This is a genomic window from Bradyrhizobium sp. USDA 4341 (genome assembly GCF_054063755.1).
On record NZ_JBSSGO010000002.1, the window covers coordinates 5585787 to 5603890 of the forward strand.

Below are 18104 nucleotides of genomic sequence, written 5' to 3' on the forward strand. Positions count from 1 at the left end.
TCCGGCAATGCGGCCATTGTGGCAGGCCGCGCCGGTCCTGCCCAGCGCCACGGGCAGCAACACTGTCTTGCGTATCGGGCAATCAGGCGATCAGGACCAGCGCGACGCCGATCACGGTCAGCAGGGTTCCGGCGACGATCCGCGCGGTGATCTCGACATGCTTGAGCACCATCGCGCTCAGCGCCACGGTCACCAGCGGGTAGATCGCGGCGAGCGGCGCCACCAGCGTGATCGGGCCGTTGCGGACCGCGGCGAACAGGCTGAGCGCGCTGAGCCCGTTGCTGATCCCGGTCAATGCAAACCAGAACCGGCCGTCACGCGGCGCGTGCACCATGAAACTGCCCTTGCGGATCCGCTGCACCGTCAGCACCACCAGCGAGGACATGATGTAGCCTACCAGGCAGGCCCATAGCGGGCTCGGCCAGATCGCCAGCCCGAGCTTGGCGATCGGCGGCACGATGCCGCGCACCAGCGCGCTCGCAAGCGGCAGCAGCAGGGCCCAGCTGCGCCAATGACCGAGGTCGCGGGGCCGGGTTACGGTAATAATCGCGGCACCGGCCACCGCGACCACGAGGCCGATCAGCTGTTGCGGCTCGAGTGGCTCATGCAGCACCACCACGGCGGCGGCGACCGCGAGCAGCGGCGCCAGATTGCCCAATGTCGAGGTGATGACCGGCCCGAGCGCCCGGTTCGAGGCGAAGGTCAGGAGCGTCAGCGAGGCCGGGAAGAACAGGCCGATCGCCATGAAGATCGGCAGGCCGCGCCAGACCACCGGCTCGCCATGCAGGATCAGCGGCGACAGCACCAGGAACAGCAAAGTGAAGGACGGCACGCTGATGGCGGCGCCTGACAGCGGCTCGACGGTGCGCAGGCCAAGCTGCGCCAGCACGACGCCTGCGCCGAGGAAAATGGCCGAGGCGAAGGCGTAGATAATGGCTGCGGTCATGAGGTCCGTCTTGTTGGCTTCTTTTGGGGCGCGGTTGGCTCTTGGCGGGTCATTTTGGCCCTGTCCGGGGTGCCTTGCCAATCCGCCCGGGGCGTTTTAGCACTCCGGCCGGATTTTCCTCCGCTCGTCATGCCCGGGCTCGACCCGGGCATCCATCCGCCTTCAAGGGCTTCTTCGAAGCGAGATGGATAGCCGGGTAATCCGTGCGGGGACGCGCTTCGCGCTCTTGCCCGGCAATGACGACAAACAGCTAGCTCGAGGTAACGAACCATGGCGACCCATAAACTGCTGCTTCTCCCCGGCGACGGCATCGGCCCCGAAGTGATGGCCGAGGTGCAGCGCGTGATCGACTGGCTGAATGCGCAGGGCATCGCGAAGTTCGAGACCGAGCAGGGCCTGGTCGGCGGCTCGGCCTATGACGCGCACAAGGTGTCGATCTCCGAGGGCGACATGGCCAAGGCCAATGCGGCCGATGCCGTGATCTTCGGCGCGGTCGGCGGTCCGAAGTGGGACAGCGTGCCGTACGAAGTGCGCCCGGAGGCCGGCCTGCTGCGGCTGCGCAAGGATCTCGGCTTGTTCGCCAATCTGCGTCCGGCGGTGTGCTATCCGGCGCTCGCCGATGCCTCGAGCCTCAAGCGCGAGGTGGTCGAGGGCCTCGACATCATGATCGTGCGCGAGCTCACCGGCGGCGTCTATTTCGGCGAGCCGAAGACCATCACCGATCTCGGCAACGGCCAGAAGCGCGCGATCGACACCCAGGTCTACGACACTTTCGAGATCGAACGCATCGGCCGCGTCGCCTTCGACCTGGCGCGCAAGCGCAAGAATAAGGTGACGTCGATGGAGAAGCGCAACGTCATGAAGTCGGGCGTGCTCTGGAACGAGGTCATGACCCAGGTGCACGCGCGCGAATACAAGGACGTCACGCTGGAGCATCAGCTCGCCGATTCCGGCGGCATGAACCTGGTCAAGACGCCGAAGCAGTTCGACGTCATCGTCACCGACAATCTGTTCGGCGACATGCTGTCCGACATCGCGGCGATGCTCACCGGGTCGCTCGGCCTGCTGCCGTCGGCTTCGCTCGGCAAGGAGGACGCCAAGACCAAGGCGCGCAAGGCATTGTATGAGCCGGTGCACGGCTCGGCGCCCGACATCGCCGGCAAGGGCCTCGCCAATCCGATCGCGATGATCGCCTCGTTCGGCATGGCGCTACGCTATTCCTTCGGCATGGGCGATCTCGCCGACAAGGTCGATGCCGCGATCGCCGCCGTGCTCGCCGGCGGCTTGCGCACCGCCGACATCAAGTCACAAGGCACCACGCCGGTCAGCACGGCGCAGATGGGCGAGGCGATCCTGAAGGAATTGCAGAAGCTGCACGCGTAAGGCTCGCGCGGTCATTCCGGGTGTGATGCTTCGCATCGCCCCGGAATGACGAAGCCCAAAACAAAAATGCCCGGCCGAAGCCGGGCATTTTCATATCGGCTGTTCGCCGAAATTCTCAATACAGCGGGAAGCTCCGCGGATAGCCGCCGAGGTCGGCCGGCGGGCTGAGCGGCTGGCGGTCGATCGGACGGTTGTTGTTCTCGCGCGCGAACGACGGGTAGCCGACATCCGGCGGGTAGGCGTAGTCGTTGAACTTGCGGTCGCCCGGCAGCACTTCGGTGCCGGCGTCGAGCCACGAGCGCGTGGTGACGTAAACGCGGGTGCGCGGACCCTGCTGATAGACGCGGTTCGGACCCTGCGCGCCGTAGTAGCGGCGGCCGTCACGGTCATACTGCTCTTGCTGCTTGCGCTTGCTGGGGCTCTGCTGCGCGCTGGCCGCGGTCATGCCAAACGCGGTTGCGGTGACGGCAGCCGCAGCAAGCAACACCACGAGCTTGTTCGCGGCAGGGAATTTCAAGGTCATCGCATCCTCGTCATTACGCGCCCCGATCGGGGGCTGGCGCATCAGCCAAAATCACTCGGAACACATTGTAGCCATGGAGGGTGGGGCGCCACTAGGTCAATTGCGCCACACCATCAGAGATAATGCGTGTCCAAGCGCAAAAGTTTCATGAAAACCAGTGCCTTGCCACGGTCTCGCCATCAAAGGGCGCCGCGTAACCGCGGGTTCTCGCTGCCCATCACCCAGTCGGCGGACACGGCGGGCGGGCCGGAGGTAACGCAGTCGGTACGACGCAGCTCGGCATGCGCGAACAGCGCGGCGAGCCGCGGGTCGTTGCCTGTCGCCAGCAGGGTCAGCCGGTTCAGCATGCACATGATCGCGGCGCGTTGGGCCGGCAGGCTGCCGCCCTGGCAGGTCCAGCCGGAGATGCGCAGATCCGGCGCGTCGGCCTGTTTGAGGAAGCCGAGGCAGGCGCGGCTGCCGTCCTGCCGCGCCGGGCGCAACAGGGTGACGCTGCCGAACTTGCTGTCGACGATCCCGGCGGCCTCGAGCTCGCGGATACCGCCGGAGTCGAGGCGCCCGGCAATCTCCGTGATCGCGGGTCCCATGGCCTCGCCGCCGGGACGGTAGATTTCCAGCTCGGCCGCCGGCGCGCCATTGGCGTCGGCCCAGCGGAAGACGTCCTTGCGGCCGCCCTCGGGATGCCGGAGGATTTCGTAAGTCACTGTTTTTTCTCGAAGATCGATCTTGGTCATGGCGAAGGCCGGCGCCGAGCGGCCAGCTACGCTCCAATCCGCGGCGGCTGGCGCTGCCATCGCCGTTGCGTTCGGCAGTTGCTTCCATAGATGGGTGCCGAGGACGGCGAACAGCGCGAGCACGGCGACATAGGCAAACAGCCGGGAGAGCGTGGCGTACACCTCGTCCACGAAACTCGTCAGGTCAGACGGATTTCTCGTATGATGGGGCGCGGCCGGATCGGCCCGAAATAAACGCATCAAAACGCTCAAAAGCTACGCAACGTTGTCTTGACGGGGTTTCTCGCATAGAAAATTAGAGACTTTCTCATCCCGGATCATGCTGGCTCATTATGTGTCATTTACCAAGGGGTTATAGAGGGTCTGTTTTCTCATGTCGGCTCTTGTTGGGTCGGGCCGGAAGGCATATTGTGGGTACATAAGTGGGTACACACGGAGCCTTTCCCCATGGGCAACCTCAGCCCGGCCGACATCACCAAAGCCATCGCCAGCGGCACGGATCAGACCCTGTCCGATGGTGCCAGCCTCTCGTTAAAAATCCGGGGCGGGTCCGCCCTGTGGGTCTACAAATTTCGGGACGGCATCAGCTTCCGCTCGACTAGCCTTGGCAGCTATCACCACGGGATGAGCCTCAGCGCTGCGCGGAATGCGCGCAACGCCTTCGCGGCGAAGCGGTACGAACAGCGTATCCCGCGCCGGGGCCTTGCCGTGCTCAACTCCGCCGCGCCAGCGACCGAACCGAAGAGCGATGCGCCCAAGCGCATGCGCTTCGCCGACGTTGTCGATAGCTTCATCGCATTGAAGGCATCGGAGTGGAAGGTGAAGAGCCGGGAGCCGGACAACTACCGGCGTTTGAAAACCGGTGCCATCGGCAAGATGTGGGCGGACGAGATCACGCACACGGATGTTGAGACCGAATTGCGAACTCGCTGGGGCGATGCCCTCGCCAACGCCGACAAGATGCGCGTCAGGATCGGGCTCGTGATCAGTCACGCGGTTGCAAAGAAGGTTCGCGCCGATGGACCCAACCCGGCCCGCAAAGAGATCATCGGGCAACTGATACAGAGCGCGCCGAAGAGCACGCCACGGCCGGCGATGCACCGTGACGGCGTGCCCGCGTTCATTGCGGAGCTTGTCGCCGATGGCTCGGCCGCCGCTCGTGCGCTCGCCTTCACGATCCTGACGGTAGCGCGCAACACGGAAGCCCGCCTAGCCGACTGGAGCGAGATCGAAGGCGACGCGTGGATTATCCCGGGCGGCCGTGATGAGCGATCCATGAAGGAAGGCGAAGAGCACGCCGTTCCGCTATCGCCGGCCGCGCTCGCGCTGCTCGGCAAACGCAAGCCATCTGGCTTGATCTTCGGTGACATGCACAAGTCGGCCTTGAATGACAAGCTCGGCGCGCTTCGCGGCGGTCTTACGGTGCACGGCTTCCGCACGTCGTTCACGTCATGGGCCAAGGCCGCTGGATACCCGAAGGACCTTCGCGAGCTTGCCAAGGCGCACGCGGCCGGGCGCACCGCGACCGATGCGGCATACGAACGCTATGACAGGGACGATCAATTGAAGGCACTGCGGCCAATGCTTCAAGCGTGGAGCGACTACGCTATGGGCGCGGTTCCGGCGTCGGAGAAGGCTGCATCATGAAGCGCAATGATCCGCAGGACCACGCCCTACGCATCCGCACCACAGGCAAGTCACACGCCTTGCGCATCGCCGACAGCGTTCTAGTCATGATCGCGACCTTCCGGGCCGCTGCCAAGCTATTGTGGCGAGTTTTCCGCGCGCCATGACGCCCATCAATGGGTGTGGCTATAGCCTGTGGTTTAATGGCTCGGCCGGATGGAATGCTATGGCGCATGAAAGCTCGCGCGCTCGTGGCATGGAATGTACGGAGGCTCCGCGTAGATCGCGGTATCTCGCAAGAGAAACTGGCTCGTCTCGCCCGGATTGACCGCTCGTATATGGGCAGTCTTGAGCGGCAATCCGAGAACCCGACAATTGACCTTCTGGGTCGCATCGCCGAAGCGCTCGGCGCTCACGTGTCCGAGTTCTTTGTTCTGCCGCCCAAGGGTGCGAGGGCTCCCGAGACCTTGTCTAAAGCTCGCAAGTCAGCGCACTAAGTAGCGGCATACGGCCGGCTTGCGCAAAAAGGCCCGGGGGCTGAGAAACCCCGGGCCTCTTTGCCTTGTCCCTGCGGCGCGTTGCTCAGCGTTGCCATGCCTAGTTGGCTAAGCTCTTTTGCCACAGCCTCCCGAGGCCTTCGGCCTTGGGTTACTCCAAGAATTCCGCGATCTCGTTGAGATCGGCGTCATACTTGAAGCCGAGAACCGGAGCGTTGATGCTGCAATCAATCAGCATGAACTCTCCGCAGTTTTCCAGCGGGTCTTGCCTACGCGACTTCGCGAGCCTGTAGCCATTGCGCGCAGCGAGCCGCCGCAATCCGCTTTCTGATCTAGTCGTCATTGGTACAGTCCTTTCGGTTTTTGAAGCCTAAAGACCGTGCCGTGCCTTGCCACATGTCACCGCGCTTGGCAGCGCGGGCAGAGACTGGAGATAGTCATACGACCCACCGACACGCAAGGAGCTTCGGTCCGTATAGTGAACGCGTTAATCTTCTAGCGTACAACCTTGGGGGCTCCCGTGGTCCTGCGGACCATGGGCTCGGACGGCTTGCGCTCGCGTCCGCTGGGCTGCTACAACCCCGGGATGCAAGGCAGAGGCGAGAGGTCTGTTTCCACCGAGCGACCGGCCATGCTGAGCCGCCTTCGTCGCATTGAGCGGTGGCGGAAGGCGCGGCTCCAGCGCCTGCTAGCTGATCCTGCTCGCAACCACGAACAAGCCATCCGGGCGGGTCGCCTCTATCTTGAAGTAAGCACGCGACGCATGGCCGCAGAGCGCGGTATCATCTAAGCGTCGGCGGAGTTGCTATGACCGTTTTGGACGACGTGAGTAATCTAATCAGGCGTCGTGCGCCGGCCGCAATCTGCGATGACTGCATTGCAGCCGAACTCAAGCTGTCCGTCCGCCAACATGCCAATCACAAGACCAACGAGCTTGCTCGGGTTGTCGGGTTCGATCGACGCATAGACCTGTGCCCCGAATGCAAGAGAACCAAAAAGGTCATCCGATACAATCGGGAGCGTTAGTTCACGCTCGGCCAGCCGCTCCGCAACAGGTGCCTGTAGCCTTGATTAGCCATCCATCGGGCGCGGGCGAGATGCGTCTCATAGGCCCGGCGGGCGCGCTCCGGCTCGGTCTTGGGATCGATATGCAACACGATCTCCGCCACCTCGCGCCAGTCCGCGCCCTCGGCGTCTGCATCTAGCAGACGCAGGTATGTGACGACGTGCTCGTGGTCGTAAGGGGTCAAGGTCTGCTCGGTCGGCGCGGTATCGAGCGGTGGCTTCTGCATCTGCAATCTCCCGGGAAGACATGTCCGGTTCAGTGAGAGCCTACCCGGAGCCGGGGACATCGCGCAAGCGGCCGAACGCGGAACAACACGAAAGCCGCCGCGCCGGGTTGAGATCGGCGCGGCGGCTTTAGGCGGATACGCTGCCCGACGAGAGTATTGCCGGCAGTGGTGAAGAAACGGTTTAGCTCTTGGGCGGTTTGAGCCAATCAGGCTTGCCCTTGCGCTGCGGTTCGTAGGTCAATGTGCCCTTGGCGATCTCGCCCCCGCGCTTCGTCACGGCCCGGACGCCCTTAACGTCCAATTTGTTTTGCCGCTCCCTCTCTGCGGCCACATCGACGACGGGTGTTTTCTTCGTCATGGTGCGATTTCCTACGCAGCGCGAGCGCGAAGCGAGTGCGTCCGCTCGGCTGGCGTCTCGGGCGCGAGTACGAACCGCGTGAAAGCCATCTGGTATGTCTTGCTCGACGCGGCGAGTTCGATGACGGCGCGACGGAACGCGTCTTCCGCGTCGCAGAGCGCGGCGCATACCGGGACATCGGCCGCGTTGCGAAGGGCCTCGCGCGGCGATACGGGCCTTCGCCTCAAAGCCTTATCGGCCTTGATGATCGCGGCGCGTGCACTGTCGAGGTTCGCGAGCGCGAGCGCGCGAACGCGGCCCGCCTCGTGATACGCGGCGGCTCGCTTTTCCATCTCTGCGGCAGACGGGATTTTGATCTTGGTAGCCATAACAACGTCTCCTTTAGGGGGACGCCGTGCCGGCCCGGGTGTGTTCTGATGAGGCCGGAAGTTCTCCCTGCAACCCCCGCTCTGCGGGTGCAAGGCTCACAAGGCGCACGGGCCAAGGATAGATCAACAAACTCCGACACGCGTGGTCTGGCACGTAGCGATGGTCCGGGCAAGATTGATTAAGGGTCGAGGCGCATCTTTCGCGCACGATGGTAAATTTCGTACGGTACAACTTGAGGAGGTTCCGGACTTTCCCGGAAAATTTCTACCGTACATTTTTCGAACGGGCGGTCGGAGGAAGTGTGCCACTCAAGGGGCATAGCCAATTTCGGTTTGACCGAAATATAGGGTCCTACCCCATAGCTCCTCTTAACCACCTGTTAACCACGTTGGCCGGTCGCCTTCGGATATACAGAATAGATCGTTAGCATACAAACGATGCTGCATTCCATAACACCCCAAACGCGAATTGGCCCATTGAGGTCGTTGAGGAATTTGGTGTCAAGCAGGGGGCTGGGATTATTCTTAATGCTGGGTTAAGAGAACAGAATATAGTGGGCCCGAGCCGGCCCTACGTTTCACAGGTGCTGAACGTGACATGGTTACCTTGGCACGAGGCGATATGCAGCGAGCGCATAGGGTGCGGCCTAACGCGAGTTAAGGTTTATTAGTAGGGTTAAGTTCGACGCGGGCTTAACCCTACTAATAAACCTTAACGGGTAGTTACGCGCTGCGCCGCACATTTATGGTTAATGACCCAAAACGATACAGCGTGAGGACTGGGCATTAAGCCTGTTTCGTGATGACTAGCAACATTATTACGTGCCCGTGTCCATTTGAGTAATTAATGGAAAGATAGGTGCGGTCGTTGCGCAATAATGTTTCAAACTCAGGATATGGTTAACAGAAAGTTAATGCCGCCCCGAGCGGCTCATAATGCTTAACACGTTAAGCAGTTCTACGGTGCAATTCGCGCCGATCTTGTCGGTCAGTGACCCCCGATCGAGCAGGGGGACTTCCGGTGGGACTTGGAGGGGGACTTTTATGGGGGACTGGGGGACTTCAAAATTTGATCAATGATATCAGTGGCTTTGAAGGGGAGCTTTGGTGGGCTTTGGGGGGGGGAGTGTCCCTATAACCCTATGGGGCGTTCGCGCCCCTTTCGGCTTGCGCCTCGGGGCGCTCCGCCCCTGTAACGAAGCCAAGGTGAGAGGTGGGTCATGGATGCCCCGGGGAGAGCCCGTGATGCGTTCCCAAGCTATTCAGCCGGGTCAGTGCCCGGGCCGGTGACGGCCGCTGCTACGCGCTCCCAGCCGGCGAGCCTCTTCTTCCCAGCGTCCACATAGCGGATGCGCCTCTCACGGCGGAGCCCGTCGATAGCGCTCTGGAGATCGGCCTTGCTGACCTTCAAGGTCTTCGCGGCGTCGGCCTGTGTCATGTCTCCACCATATTGCTTCGTCACGCGCGTCCCGTCATCGAGCAACGCCAAGAACGCTGAGGCGATCTTCTCCCGCTTCACGTCAGCCTGTAGCTCGTCAACCTCCTCCGGCTTCCACGGCACGGCGACGCCAACGCTGTCCGCCGGGAAGTCCGCTGTCTTGTTGTCGAGCATGACGCTGTCCAGCATCCGCCACGGCGACACAGCACCACGCGCCGACATGTTCGGCTTGTCACTGGCAACGCGGATGTATCGCCAGCGCTCGCTATCGACAATGCCGAGCTTGTCCGCCTCCTCGCCCGTCATCGGGTTGAACGTCCGCACATCGCGCGCGGCGTCAACCATGGCCGATGCGCCGCGACTGTCCGAGGCGCCGACCTCTTGCCCTCTCCCGACCTTGCGGGTGTGGTGCACGAGGTCCACGCAACAGTTGCCGCGTTCGGCAATCTGGACCCAGCCTTCTTTGATCACGGCGTCGATGGCGTTGTTATCGTTCTCGGTGAGGCTGTGCGAACTCACGAACGGATCGATGATCAGGCAATCGATCCCGCTATCGGTCGCGGCTTTGATGAGACCTTCGACTTGCGGCTTAGCGATCTTCGTCGCACTGCCATTGACGGTCTGGGCGAGTTTGATCGGTACCTTGCGCCCGCTGTCGATGAACAGCCAGCTGTCGAGAGCGGCCATGTCCACCTTGTAACGGATACAGATGGCAGCGACGCGACGCTTGATCTCGTCTTCCGGGTCTTCACCGTTCCAGTACCAGACCTTGAGCCGGCGATGATAGACCTTGCCAGTCTCCAGCAAGTCCTTGCCGAGTGCCATCGCGACGGCCTCAGCGAGTACGACAGACGACTTACCGCCGCCGCCGGGCGCCACATCGGCGACGACATACTTGCGGATGTAGTGCGACGCATAGAGCCAATCGCGCGGCGCGATGGTCTTCGGATCGAACGCCTTGAACGGCGTCGGCTTGAACACAGCCGGCGGCTCTTCACGTACAAGCTCGTCAGCATCCTCGACAAGATCGTCGCCGAACTCGGCTTCGGCGCTATCACTGCCCGGCGGCTTCTCACGCGAGTTGTACGCGCTGTTGACCTTGGTCGAGAGCCTGTCCTTCGTGTCGCCCTCATCGTCGCCGAGCCACGGCGGCTCACACGCGGGATTGAAGTGCTCCGCCATCAACTCCAAGCACATCTCACGTGAGACGCCGAGGTCACCGACGTTCATGGCGACTTGAACGGTCCAGCCGTCTCCGCCTTCGCCTTCGATCGCCGGCCCGTTGATTTGCTTGCCGTTGCGATCGACCTCGCGCGGCGATGTCGCGTAGCTCTGCAACAAATCGATTGCCTGCTCAATCGCGGCATCCGTATCAAGCTCGACTTCGGCCGCGAGGCCACGCTCTACGGTGTCTGTGGAGACACGAGCGCCGATGCGCTCAACGGCCCATGGCACGGACGCAAGCCCTGTGACCACAATGGCCGGCGTCGTCACGGCGCGGTAGAAACCTGTCTCGCGGACCTTGTCGCCATCGGCGACGACGTAGCTACCGGGCGCGACGACATAGCCGATGCCAGCGCCGCGCGTGTCGATGCCATCGCCGATCCCGTGCTCGGTGTTGGGGAGATCGTCGGCAACGAAGTAGTGAGAGCCGCCGGACGGTGTCACCGTCTTCAACGTGTCCGGCTCACCGTACTGTGCGACAAGCTCGGCCCAGACTTCCGTTCCGCGACGCTTGCCGGGCTTCGGGTCCTTGCTGTCAACGTCAATGACGTTCGTCGAGAGCCCCCAATTGCATCCCGGCCGCTGGCGCACGAGCTTGCGCAGCACGTCTACGTCCTGCGTCGCGAGCTTCGGCCATCCGGGAGGCGGAGGAGATTTGCAATTCTTCGGCAGCGGCACCACGGGCGCAATCGTCGCCAGATGCTCAACGAGAGCTTCACGCAATGCGACGATGACGGGGCCGCATGCGTTCTCGGATAGATCGCCGATGCGAGCGACGCCAGCCTTGGCAAGGATGTCTTTGACGCGGCGTTGCACCGCGACCTCATCAGGATTGCCCGCCTTCAATCGCAGGAATTCGTGACGGGCGATCTCAATTTTGGAGTTGAACTTTTCGGCGCGCGTGTTATTATACGTCATACTTTTTCTCCTCGGTTTCGGTGCTCGTAACACCGTCGCCCGTAAGCGCCGCCCCACTCGGGCGGCGTTTGTCGTTCTAGGCCTACATCAGAGCGTTGACGGCGAGGCTCTTCTTGACCGCTGTAAGCATTTCGCTCGTGATATCTCCGAAGGGCTTTCGGTTCGGATAGAGGCGGTTCAATTCGACATCGAACGCATAATTGAGTGCCCTCAGCTTGCGCGCTTCCGCGATCGACGCGAGTACATCGATATGGCTCACGTCGATGTTGTGCATGTGGACGGCGACCTGCCACGCAACAATGAAATCCTCGGCATCGACCCAGTCTTTTTCGCCGACCATGTGTAGAAGCCAGTCGCTGAGGCCGTCGCGCACGTCACCGAGCGTAGCCTTCTCGATCGTGTATCCGTGACCGTCGACCGGATGCATGCCGATCCGGTCAATCTGCCACTGTTTCAGCTTGATCGTCATCGGGGACCCTCTTCACATCAACGCTTCGATGGCATCAGCACGGCGCTTGGCCTCTCGCCGCTCATACGCTTTGAGCAGGTCTTCGGGCATCGGGCCGGGGCGATAGAAGACCGGAAGCCAGTGGGGCGTTTTGTAGTTGCGTGCGCTCTTCGCTAACGGCATGGGCATCCGTGCACCGTCAATCATGTAGCTGAACGGGTTGCCGACCTCCCAATGTATCTTCCCCTCTTCGCGGAGTTCGTCGAGGGCAGCGCATCCTTCGTCTGAGATGCCAGACCAAAGGATCATGTTCTCGAATTCGGGATGCAGTTTTGCCCACCCGTTTTCAAGATCGACGAAACCGGGAATGCGCGATAGCTCCGCAAAGCTGACCCAGTCGTGGGTCAGAACGCTTTCGAGGATTTGATCTTTGAGGCTGGGCATTGGGGACACTCCTCTTCATTGTGAAAGGCCGCGTCCCTCAAGAGGGAGCGTCATCACGTTTTGCGTCGGCTGTCTACGCGGTTTAGACAAATAAATTTGCCGGCGAGCTTCGATGTTGCACGGTGCAAAATAGACCGCGTCGTATGTCGCGAGGCTGAGCCGACATTCACCGAGCAGGGACGACAGCGTCATGGTCTCCTCTTCCTCTCGCTGCGATTGCTCCAGCACGCGTCCGTACCAAGTCGCTCGGCGTCGCCTGTACACATTGAGCGCGCGGCGCTCGGCTAGGTCCGATGTTCTCCCGTAGAAGTTCGTCATGGCGTCCCCCTCCTCGTAAAAGGGTGATTGGCAGGTATCGGCCTGTCCGAGGGGGACGTTCGAACAGGCCAGCTATGGTGTTTCGTCTTGGTACAGTTTCGACAGTCCTTTGAAGCCATTCCCGAGCCCGTTGAGAGGCCTCTCAATCGTCCGGTGTATTGGTCCGGCCACTCGCGTTTGACGCATCCTGCCCCTACGGCTCCGAGCCGGGCTGCCCAAATCGGCGTATCCATTCTCGACGGGCGGCAAGGGCGCTTTCGTACCTGACCCATGCCCAGATTTCATCCACGGTCGGGATCGTTGGCTCCCAACCCATCAAAGCAGCCCAGCGTTGACCCTCGCTTGTGTCGTCCCAAGTCTCGTTGCCGTTTTCATCGTCCATGGTGAACAACATCGGAGGGACGAAGGTCGCACGGCGGTGTTGCTCTTCTAGCTCGCCTATGTCCGGACCGCCGGGCTCCAGCACAGGAATGACCAACCCGCCGCGCTCCTCCGCTGCCGCCGCACGTGCGTCATCGTCGGCAATCGAGAAGGTGGCATCCTCTCTGGCTTGCTGCTGTTCCTGCTGTCTCTTGAGGATTGCGGCGTTCGTCACGAGTGAACCTCATAGCCTGCCCACTCCCGTGCGTTCTTCTCCGCTGCGAATGCAGCCCGGCGCAATGCGAGCGAAGTCGGCACGTCGAGATCAATCTCGGCGGCACGGTTGGCTTCTTCGTGTAGTTGTGCGGCTCGTGCCTTCCACGCTGCGATACCGCGATCTTTGAGAGCTTGGTCAATCATTCCTTTTCTCCCAATTGCGGCTTGGTCCCTTTGCCAATGGGACCGATCGGAGCAGATCGCTGTATGGGATCGCCGCGAAGGCGCGCAAGCAAATCGCGCTGGAGGTCCGACATCCCAGCGGACGCGCTCGGGACATACTCCGGCGGCGGCGAAGTTCGGATCACGACCTCGGGTGCCGTTGGCTTAGCTGGCTGGAAAGCGTCGTCTACAGGATCAGCGATCGGCTCTGTCCCCACTGCGGCCATCGGTGACGGCTCCGGCTCGACCTCGGTGAACTCAGCCTCTACCGACGTACTACGCGCGTCGGGCTCAGCGATCGGTGCTGAAACCATCGGACGACGCGGCGGAGGCGGTACGGGCGGAGGGCCGTCTGCTTTTGCTGGCAGCGGTTGAACTGGCACCGACATGACGCCAACGTTCAAGCCGCCATTGACGTTGATGTTCTGATCAGAGCGCGGCCGGTATTCATCAGGAAATCTGCTCTCCAAAAACTTCACGACCGCTGCCACTGGCGGAGCGTGACGGACCGTTAGCTGAACGCGTCGGCCGAATTTGTCTCTCTCCCAGCGATCGGGATAACCCAGCATTTCGACCAACTCATCAGAGAGGCCCACGAGGTCTTCGCGCTCCTTCCACTGCGGACGGCCCTGAAAAAAGATGGGCTCTTCATGGCCGACAAGGCAACGCCGCTCGAATTGGCCCCTCGTGTCCAGTGCTGCCATGTTCCGGGCCATGTTCAAGGCCCTATGCCACGCGATGGGCTGATCGCCGGGCCAGCGGATCAAAAAGCGTTCGTCCCCGGCCTGTGAAAGCTGGAGCCAATTGAACACGGTCCGACGCGCCACACCGCATTGAATTGCTGCACGCGAGATCGCAAGCTGCCCGGCGGCGACCGCCTCGGCGATCTCCACTAGCTTCTCTTCGCTGACTAGCATCTGGTTCGCTCCCGTAGCAGTTGATCGAGATGCGCGGAGTTCTGCGCGGCGAGATTGCTCTTCTCATAGTGATCTAGAGCGCTGCGCGGGAAACGTGCCGAGATCGGATGGTAATGAAAGCGCTGATGAGCGGCGGCGGTATTCATAGCGTGCTGCGTGGGTGTTTGAGGTGGCCGCTTCGCTATTCGACGTTTCGCGGCATATCTCTCCTCACGGAGCCTGCGGCACTCGACGCAACGGCCATTGCTCGTGCGGCGATCCGCCATCGTGCCACAGTGACGGCAAGGTTCTCCCGTCTGGTACGTCGGGAGACCCGCAGCACGAGCCAGTAGACGAGCGGGGTGAAGAGCGCGCGGCACGGGGACATCTCAGTCAGGATCGTGTGCGACCGGATGCAGGACGAGGCGCAGTCGGTTGCGGGATGAGGCTGCCACGAACAGGCGGAGGAGGCGCATAGGCGCGCCGGGTGCTGCGAGCGACTTCCTTCTTCGCAGCGAACGCCTTCGCGATCGGCAAGTCTCGCGGGTCAGTTGAGACAGGATTGGCTTTCACAGCGGCGATGGCATCCTCTGCCGTCTTCTGAGCAGCGGCTCGGGCGAGATCGAGTTGTGTCAACTTCCTCGTGTGCTTGCTCCACTCCACGATTGCGTCTGCATGGATTTGGCGCACGGGATTGAGGGCCGCCGACGCCTGATGATACTCCGCCCTGACCTCGGCGAGATCGACGACAGCCTGATCAAGGGCAACCGTGGCGGCTTCGATCTTCTGAGCCCGCGCCAGCTTCTCACGTGCAGCCTTCAACGCGCCCATGAGTTCGTTAAGCGCGGCCGCATCGTCATCCGTGCCGGACTTCTTTGACTTCGCGTCCAGTGCCCGAGCCTTGGCCTGAATGTCCGCGTGCGTCTTCGCAAGCTCGGAGATCGTCGGCTCGCGCTGGGTGACGCCGTTGTGGAGCGCGATGACCCTCTTAGCTTCCGCTACAGGATCGACGGGACCACGGATTGCGATCAACGCATTGTGCGCGGCATCGTGAGCGGCGGACAGTTCGGCCATTCGCTTCCGCGCCTGTACGACGCGGTTCTCGGCATTCTCGACAAGGGCGGAGGTCTCGATAACACGAGCGAGAGCCGCCCTCACGTCGGGACTGAGGGCTTCGAGGTCCGCTTTTTGGATGGCCTCATGATCGATCATGCCATAGCGATCGAAGATTACGAGATCGGTAGCCATTGGGGACCTTCTTTCTTTCAGTTGATTGTGGAGCGCCCGCGCTCACTGGGACGATGACCGCGAGCGCCTAGTCGTGCACGGGCCTGTGAGGGAGCCCGCACTGTTAGCGCTTACTGCGCGGCGCGACCTTGGTGACCGATCGGCTATTGGCCGGGATGACGCCGCCTTCGTGGGAACGCGAGCGCATTCCATGAGCCGGCGGATACTCCGCATCGGACACCGAGCGCGTCTGCGGAGCAGGGACGGGATCAACCTCGGTCTGCAACGTTTCGCCGATCGCGGAGCGCTTCACCTTCTGTCCCGGCTCCAGCGATGACGGATTGACCGTGTCCGCTGCGGAGCCGTAACCAACGTCCGCCTTGAATTTTGATCCTACGACTTCCTGAGCCATTGCGGCCTCCTCTATCTGTGTTGAACTCAACAGCCCATTGGGCCGCCAGTGCCGGGCATCCATGATCCTGTTGTTGGCGGGCCATTCGCACCCGGAGCCGCACCTGATCCGGGGCTTCCCGGGAGCACCTTTGCCGGCGGGACCTTCGTGTTCTGCGGCTCGCGGTGCGGCCAATGGCTTCCGCGACGGCCGCGCGTGCGATGCGTGCCGACAGATTTCTCGGCGTGCACAGTCACTGGCTTGCGCGATCGTGCGACAGCGCTCGGCGTCGGCGCAGGTTTTGTTTTATGCGACATCAGAGTTTCCTTCTTTCGGGGCGCGCCACGCTGCCGCAGCGCTGTGAAGCGGATACGTGGCATCGCGGAATTTGTTCGGGACGAATTCAACCTTATCGCCGCGTCGCAGGTGTTCACCGCGAACGACCTTGTGCGATACGTAGATGTACTCTTTATCCGAGGTCGCGCCTTCCGGCTTCACGATCACGTAGTAGCTCTCTTCGTCTTCGTGAATGTGAAGCTTAAGGACCTTCCCTCGTTGAACATCATCAGCCATTAGCGGCTCTCCTTACGACTTCCGGCTCTGCCTGCGGCGTCGAGAAGATGAACAGCACTCTATGCGCGTAGGGCGCTTCGCCCGGTTCTCTAACGACCTCGAAAGCCACTCTCTGGCCAACCGTGGGCGCGATCGAACGTGGCATGTAGACGATGTGCGTGCTGACCTCTTCGCCGGCATCCGCGAGGATCACAGCGGCGTCGCGATCGACTGCAACGAGGATGCCGAGCGCTATCATCGGATAACTCTCACCTGTGTTGCGTGCCGTCCCTTTGGCGTATCGGTCCATTCGTACTCGACCTCCAGCCCAGCACGGAACGGGCTCCCAGCGCGAAACGCCGCCGGCAAATCTGTCGAGTGCACAATGACGCGCGGGTCCGAACCGGCCACCGGCTCGATAACACCAAAGTTACGGAGCCATTTTCGAATTATGCCGCGCTGCGCCATGTCGTCACCTGCGTCGGTCCGTCTTGGTCGTGATTTGCGACTGCGCACCACGAGGCGATGCCGGCAGTGATGCGCCTTTCTTGACGCGATGCCCGACATGGGTGTTATCGAAATCGTCACCGACACGATCCTGTCGCCCGAGTTCGCCAGCGGCACGAAGATGTTCACTGGCCTGTTTCGGGTGTGGAGCGAAACCGCGCTCGTGCATCGTGGCACCGTGAGTAATCATGCCGTGCGCGACCGGGACCGTTTTGGCGTTGAGATGAAGCTTCGTGTCAGTCTCGTCATCGATCATCTGACCGTGCAGATGAGGATGCAGCGCTCCCTTGGTTCGGCGCTTCTGCCCGTGGGCGATCTCGACCGGCCCGAAGGTCTTCGATTGCGACGAGCGGGCCACGTCACTCCCAACGTGCAGGTAGTTCGGGCCGTGCGGCGTCTTCGGAAGCGCGTGGAATTGGTTGTTGACGAGCACGCCGCCGCGCGTGCGCACGATGTTCGGATTGCGTGCCATGGATGCTCTCCCCTGTTATTTGCTGCGGATCGGGTCGCCGGAAATGGTGCGTCCAGCGGCTGCCGCGATCTCGGCTATTGCCTTCATGCTCATGCCCGACTTGATCATGGATGCGATCTTCGCGTGCCTATCTCCGCGAAAACCGGAGTGCCAAGGATTTTGGGATGCTTCCAGTTTTGCGGGATCAACTGATGGACGCGGCTTGATCTTTCCCAGTGTGAGCCCGTTCGCCGCGAGCAGTGCGCGCGTCTGCGCCTCGCCGTGTTGACGGACGTGATCTGCCTGCGCCTTCAACGAGTACAGAATTTCGAGCCCGTCATCGGCTTCGAGCTTGAACCAATGGCTCTTGTCCGAGCGCTGCTTTTGCAGCCAATCCGCGAATGACGCGTCACTGCCGGCGCTCTCAAATTGGAGTTCTACATCCGGGTGCGCACTGGGCACGACACCGAGTTGAGTGCAGATGAAGGTTTGGTCAGGCGTCAACATGGGTGCGGCTCTTTCGTGCGAGGGACAAAACTTTGGGATGGCTGTGCAGCCATCGGGTGATATCTGCGCAATCGATCCTCAGCCGGCCGTGTACGTCACGAACTGGGCCAAGCTCGCCGCGTTCGATCGCCGGCTTGATGACGTTCCGGTAGTTGAGCCCAAGCGCCTCCGCTGTCGCTGATGGCGACAAGGCGAGCTTCAACGGTGTGAGCCGGCGGCCGGGCATGACTGATCCTCTTCGAGAAGAGAATGATCGGC

24 protein-coding genes are annotated in these 18104 nt (G+C 61.9%); 4 read left to right on the forward strand and 20 right to left on the reverse strand.

Annotation, left to right across the window (positions count from 1 at the left end; translation table 11 throughout):
• Positions 1–82 precede the first annotated feature (82 nt).
• Positions 83–946, reverse strand: coding sequence for an EamA family transporter (locus tag ACVIGB_RS32575; protein ID WP_456719586.1), 864 nt, complete (start codon positions 944–946; stop codon positions 83–85).
• Positions 947–1216: 270 nt separating this feature from the next.
• Here ACVIGB_RS32575 and leuB point away from each other — a divergent pair, with 270 nt between their 5' ends.
• Positions 1217–2329: a 3-isopropylmalate dehydrogenase gene (leuB, locus tag ACVIGB_RS32580; RefSeq protein ID WP_456719585.1), complete on the forward strand. Its 1113-nt coding sequence runs from the start codon at positions 1217–1219 to the stop codon at positions 2327–2329.
• Between the two features lie 115 nt (positions 2330–2444).
• On the opposite strand, the gene ACVIGB_RS32585 is transcribed toward leuB, so the two are convergent.
• Complete coding sequence (locus ACVIGB_RS32585) at positions 2445–2852, reverse strand: hypothetical protein (RefSeq protein WP_092121438.1); 408 nt, start codon at positions 2850–2852, stop codon at positions 2445–2447.
• A gap of 179 nt (positions 2853–3031) precedes the next feature.
• Positions 3032–3826: a hypothetical protein gene (locus ACVIGB_RS32590; protein ID WP_456725028.1), complete on the reverse strand. Its 795-nt coding sequence runs from the start codon at positions 3824–3826 to the stop codon at positions 3032–3034.
• Between the two features lie 207 nt (positions 3827–4033).
• Here ACVIGB_RS32590 and ACVIGB_RS32595 point away from each other — a divergent pair, with 207 nt between their 5' ends.
• The 3 genes from ACVIGB_RS32595 (at position 4034) to ACVIGB_RS32605 (ending at position 5709) form a co-directional block, all read left to right on the forward strand.
• The gene (locus ACVIGB_RS32595) at positions 4034–5233 is read left to right on the forward strand and encodes a tyrosine-type recombinase/integrase (protein ID WP_456719584.1); all 1200 of its coding nucleotides are present in this window, start codon (positions 4034–4036) and stop codon (positions 5231–5233) included.
• Positions 5230–5379 (forward strand): hypothetical protein, encoded by a 150-nt coding sequence (locus ACVIGB_RS32600; RefSeq protein ID WP_456719583.1) that lies wholly within the window; start codon positions 5230–5232, stop codon positions 5377–5379. Before ACVIGB_RS32595 ends, ACVIGB_RS32600 begins: the two co-directional genes overlap by 4 nt.
• 66 nt (positions 5380–5445) lie before the next feature.
• Positions 5446–5709: a helix-turn-helix transcriptional regulator gene (locus tag ACVIGB_RS32605; protein WP_456719582.1), complete on the forward strand. Its 264-nt coding sequence runs from the start codon at positions 5446–5448 to the stop codon at positions 5707–5709.
• Positions 5710–5860: 151 nt separating this feature from the next.
• Here ACVIGB_RS32605 and ACVIGB_RS32610 read toward each other — a convergent pair whose 3' ends face one another.
• From ACVIGB_RS32610 to ACVIGB_RS32690, 17 genes are all read right to left on the reverse strand, one after another.
• Positions 5861–6052, reverse strand: coding sequence for a hypothetical protein (locus tag ACVIGB_RS32610; RefSeq protein ID WP_456719581.1), 192 nt, complete (start codon positions 6050–6052; stop codon positions 5861–5863).
• Positions 6053–6731: 679 nt separating this feature from the next.
• Positions 6732–7001: a DNA -binding domain-containing protein gene (locus ACVIGB_RS32615; protein WP_456719580.1), complete on the reverse strand. Its 270-nt coding sequence runs from the start codon at positions 6999–7001 to the stop codon at positions 6732–6734.
• A 181-nt stretch (positions 7002–7182) separates the two neighbouring features.
• Positions 7183–7359 carry a hypothetical protein gene (locus tag ACVIGB_RS32620; RefSeq protein ID WP_456719579.1) on the reverse strand — a complete coding sequence of 59 codons (177 nt, stop codon included), beginning with the start codon at positions 7357–7359 and terminating at the stop codon, positions 7183–7185.
• An 11-nt stretch (positions 7360–7370) separates the two neighbouring features.
• Positions 7371–7727 (reverse strand): hypothetical protein, encoded by a 357-nt coding sequence (locus ACVIGB_RS32625; protein ID WP_456719578.1) that lies wholly within the window; start codon positions 7725–7727, stop codon positions 7371–7373.
• A gap of 1258 nt (positions 7728–8985) precedes the next feature.
• Complete coding sequence (locus ACVIGB_RS32630; protein ID WP_456719577.1) at positions 8986–11235, reverse strand: AAA family ATPase; 2250 nt, start codon at positions 11233–11235, stop codon at positions 8986–8988.
• Positions 11236–11389: 154 nt separating this feature from the next.
• Positions 11390–11776, reverse strand: a complete 387-nt coding sequence (locus ACVIGB_RS32635) for a hypothetical protein (protein WP_456719576.1) — start codon at positions 11774–11776, stop codon at positions 11390–11392.
• A 12-nt stretch (positions 11777–11788) separates the two neighbouring features.
• Complete coding sequence (locus ACVIGB_RS32640) at positions 11789–12199, reverse strand: hypothetical protein (protein ID WP_456719575.1); 411 nt, start codon at positions 12197–12199, stop codon at positions 11789–11791.
• A gap of 15 nt (positions 12200–12214) precedes the next feature.
• Positions 12215–12517: a hypothetical protein gene (locus tag ACVIGB_RS32645; RefSeq protein ID WP_456719574.1), complete on the reverse strand. Its 303-nt coding sequence runs from the start codon at positions 12515–12517 to the stop codon at positions 12215–12217.
• A 193-nt stretch (positions 12518–12710) separates the two neighbouring features.
• Positions 12711–13112 (reverse strand): hypothetical protein, encoded by a 402-nt coding sequence (locus ACVIGB_RS32650; protein ID WP_456719573.1) that lies wholly within the window; start codon positions 13110–13112, stop codon positions 12711–12713.
• Entirely contained in the window at positions 13109–13297 is a 189-nt protein-coding gene (locus tag ACVIGB_RS32655; protein WP_456719572.1) for a hypothetical protein, read from the reverse strand. Before ACVIGB_RS32655 ends, ACVIGB_RS32650 begins: the two co-directional genes overlap by 4 nt.
• A complete protein-coding gene (locus ACVIGB_RS32660; protein WP_456719571.1) occupies positions 13294–14232 on the reverse strand; it encodes a helix-turn-helix domain-containing protein in 939 nt (312 codons plus the stop codon). Before ACVIGB_RS32660 ends, ACVIGB_RS32655 begins: the two co-directional genes overlap by 4 nt.
• A gap of 372 nt (positions 14233–14604) precedes the next feature.
• Positions 14605–15459, reverse strand: coding sequence for a hypothetical protein (locus ACVIGB_RS32665; RefSeq protein ID WP_456719570.1), 855 nt, complete (start codon positions 15457–15459; stop codon positions 14605–14607).
• A 103-nt stretch (positions 15460–15562) separates the two neighbouring features.
• Entirely contained in the window at positions 15563–15850 is a 288-nt protein-coding gene (locus ACVIGB_RS32670; protein WP_456719569.1) for a hypothetical protein, read from the reverse strand.
• Positions 15851–16135: 285 nt separating this feature from the next.
• Positions 16136–16402 carry a hypothetical protein gene (locus tag ACVIGB_RS32675; protein WP_456719568.1) on the reverse strand — a complete coding sequence of 89 codons (267 nt, stop codon included), beginning with the start codon at positions 16400–16402 and terminating at the stop codon, positions 16136–16138.
• Positions 16395–16691, reverse strand: a complete 297-nt coding sequence (locus tag ACVIGB_RS32680; protein ID WP_456719567.1) for a hypothetical protein — start codon at positions 16689–16691, stop codon at positions 16395–16397. The genes ACVIGB_RS32675 and ACVIGB_RS32680 overlap by 8 nt, the downstream gene beginning before the upstream one ends.
• 162 nt (positions 16692–16853) lie before the next feature.
• On the reverse strand, positions 16854–17360 hold the full coding sequence (locus ACVIGB_RS32685; protein ID WP_456719566.1) for a hypothetical protein: 507 nt from the start codon (positions 17358–17360) through the stop codon (positions 16854–16856).
• Between the two features lie 15 nt (positions 17361–17375).
• A complete protein-coding gene (locus tag ACVIGB_RS32690) occupies positions 17376–17846 on the reverse strand; it encodes a hypothetical protein (protein WP_456719565.1) in 471 nt (156 codons plus the stop codon).
• Positions 17847–18104: the final 258 nt, after the last annotated feature.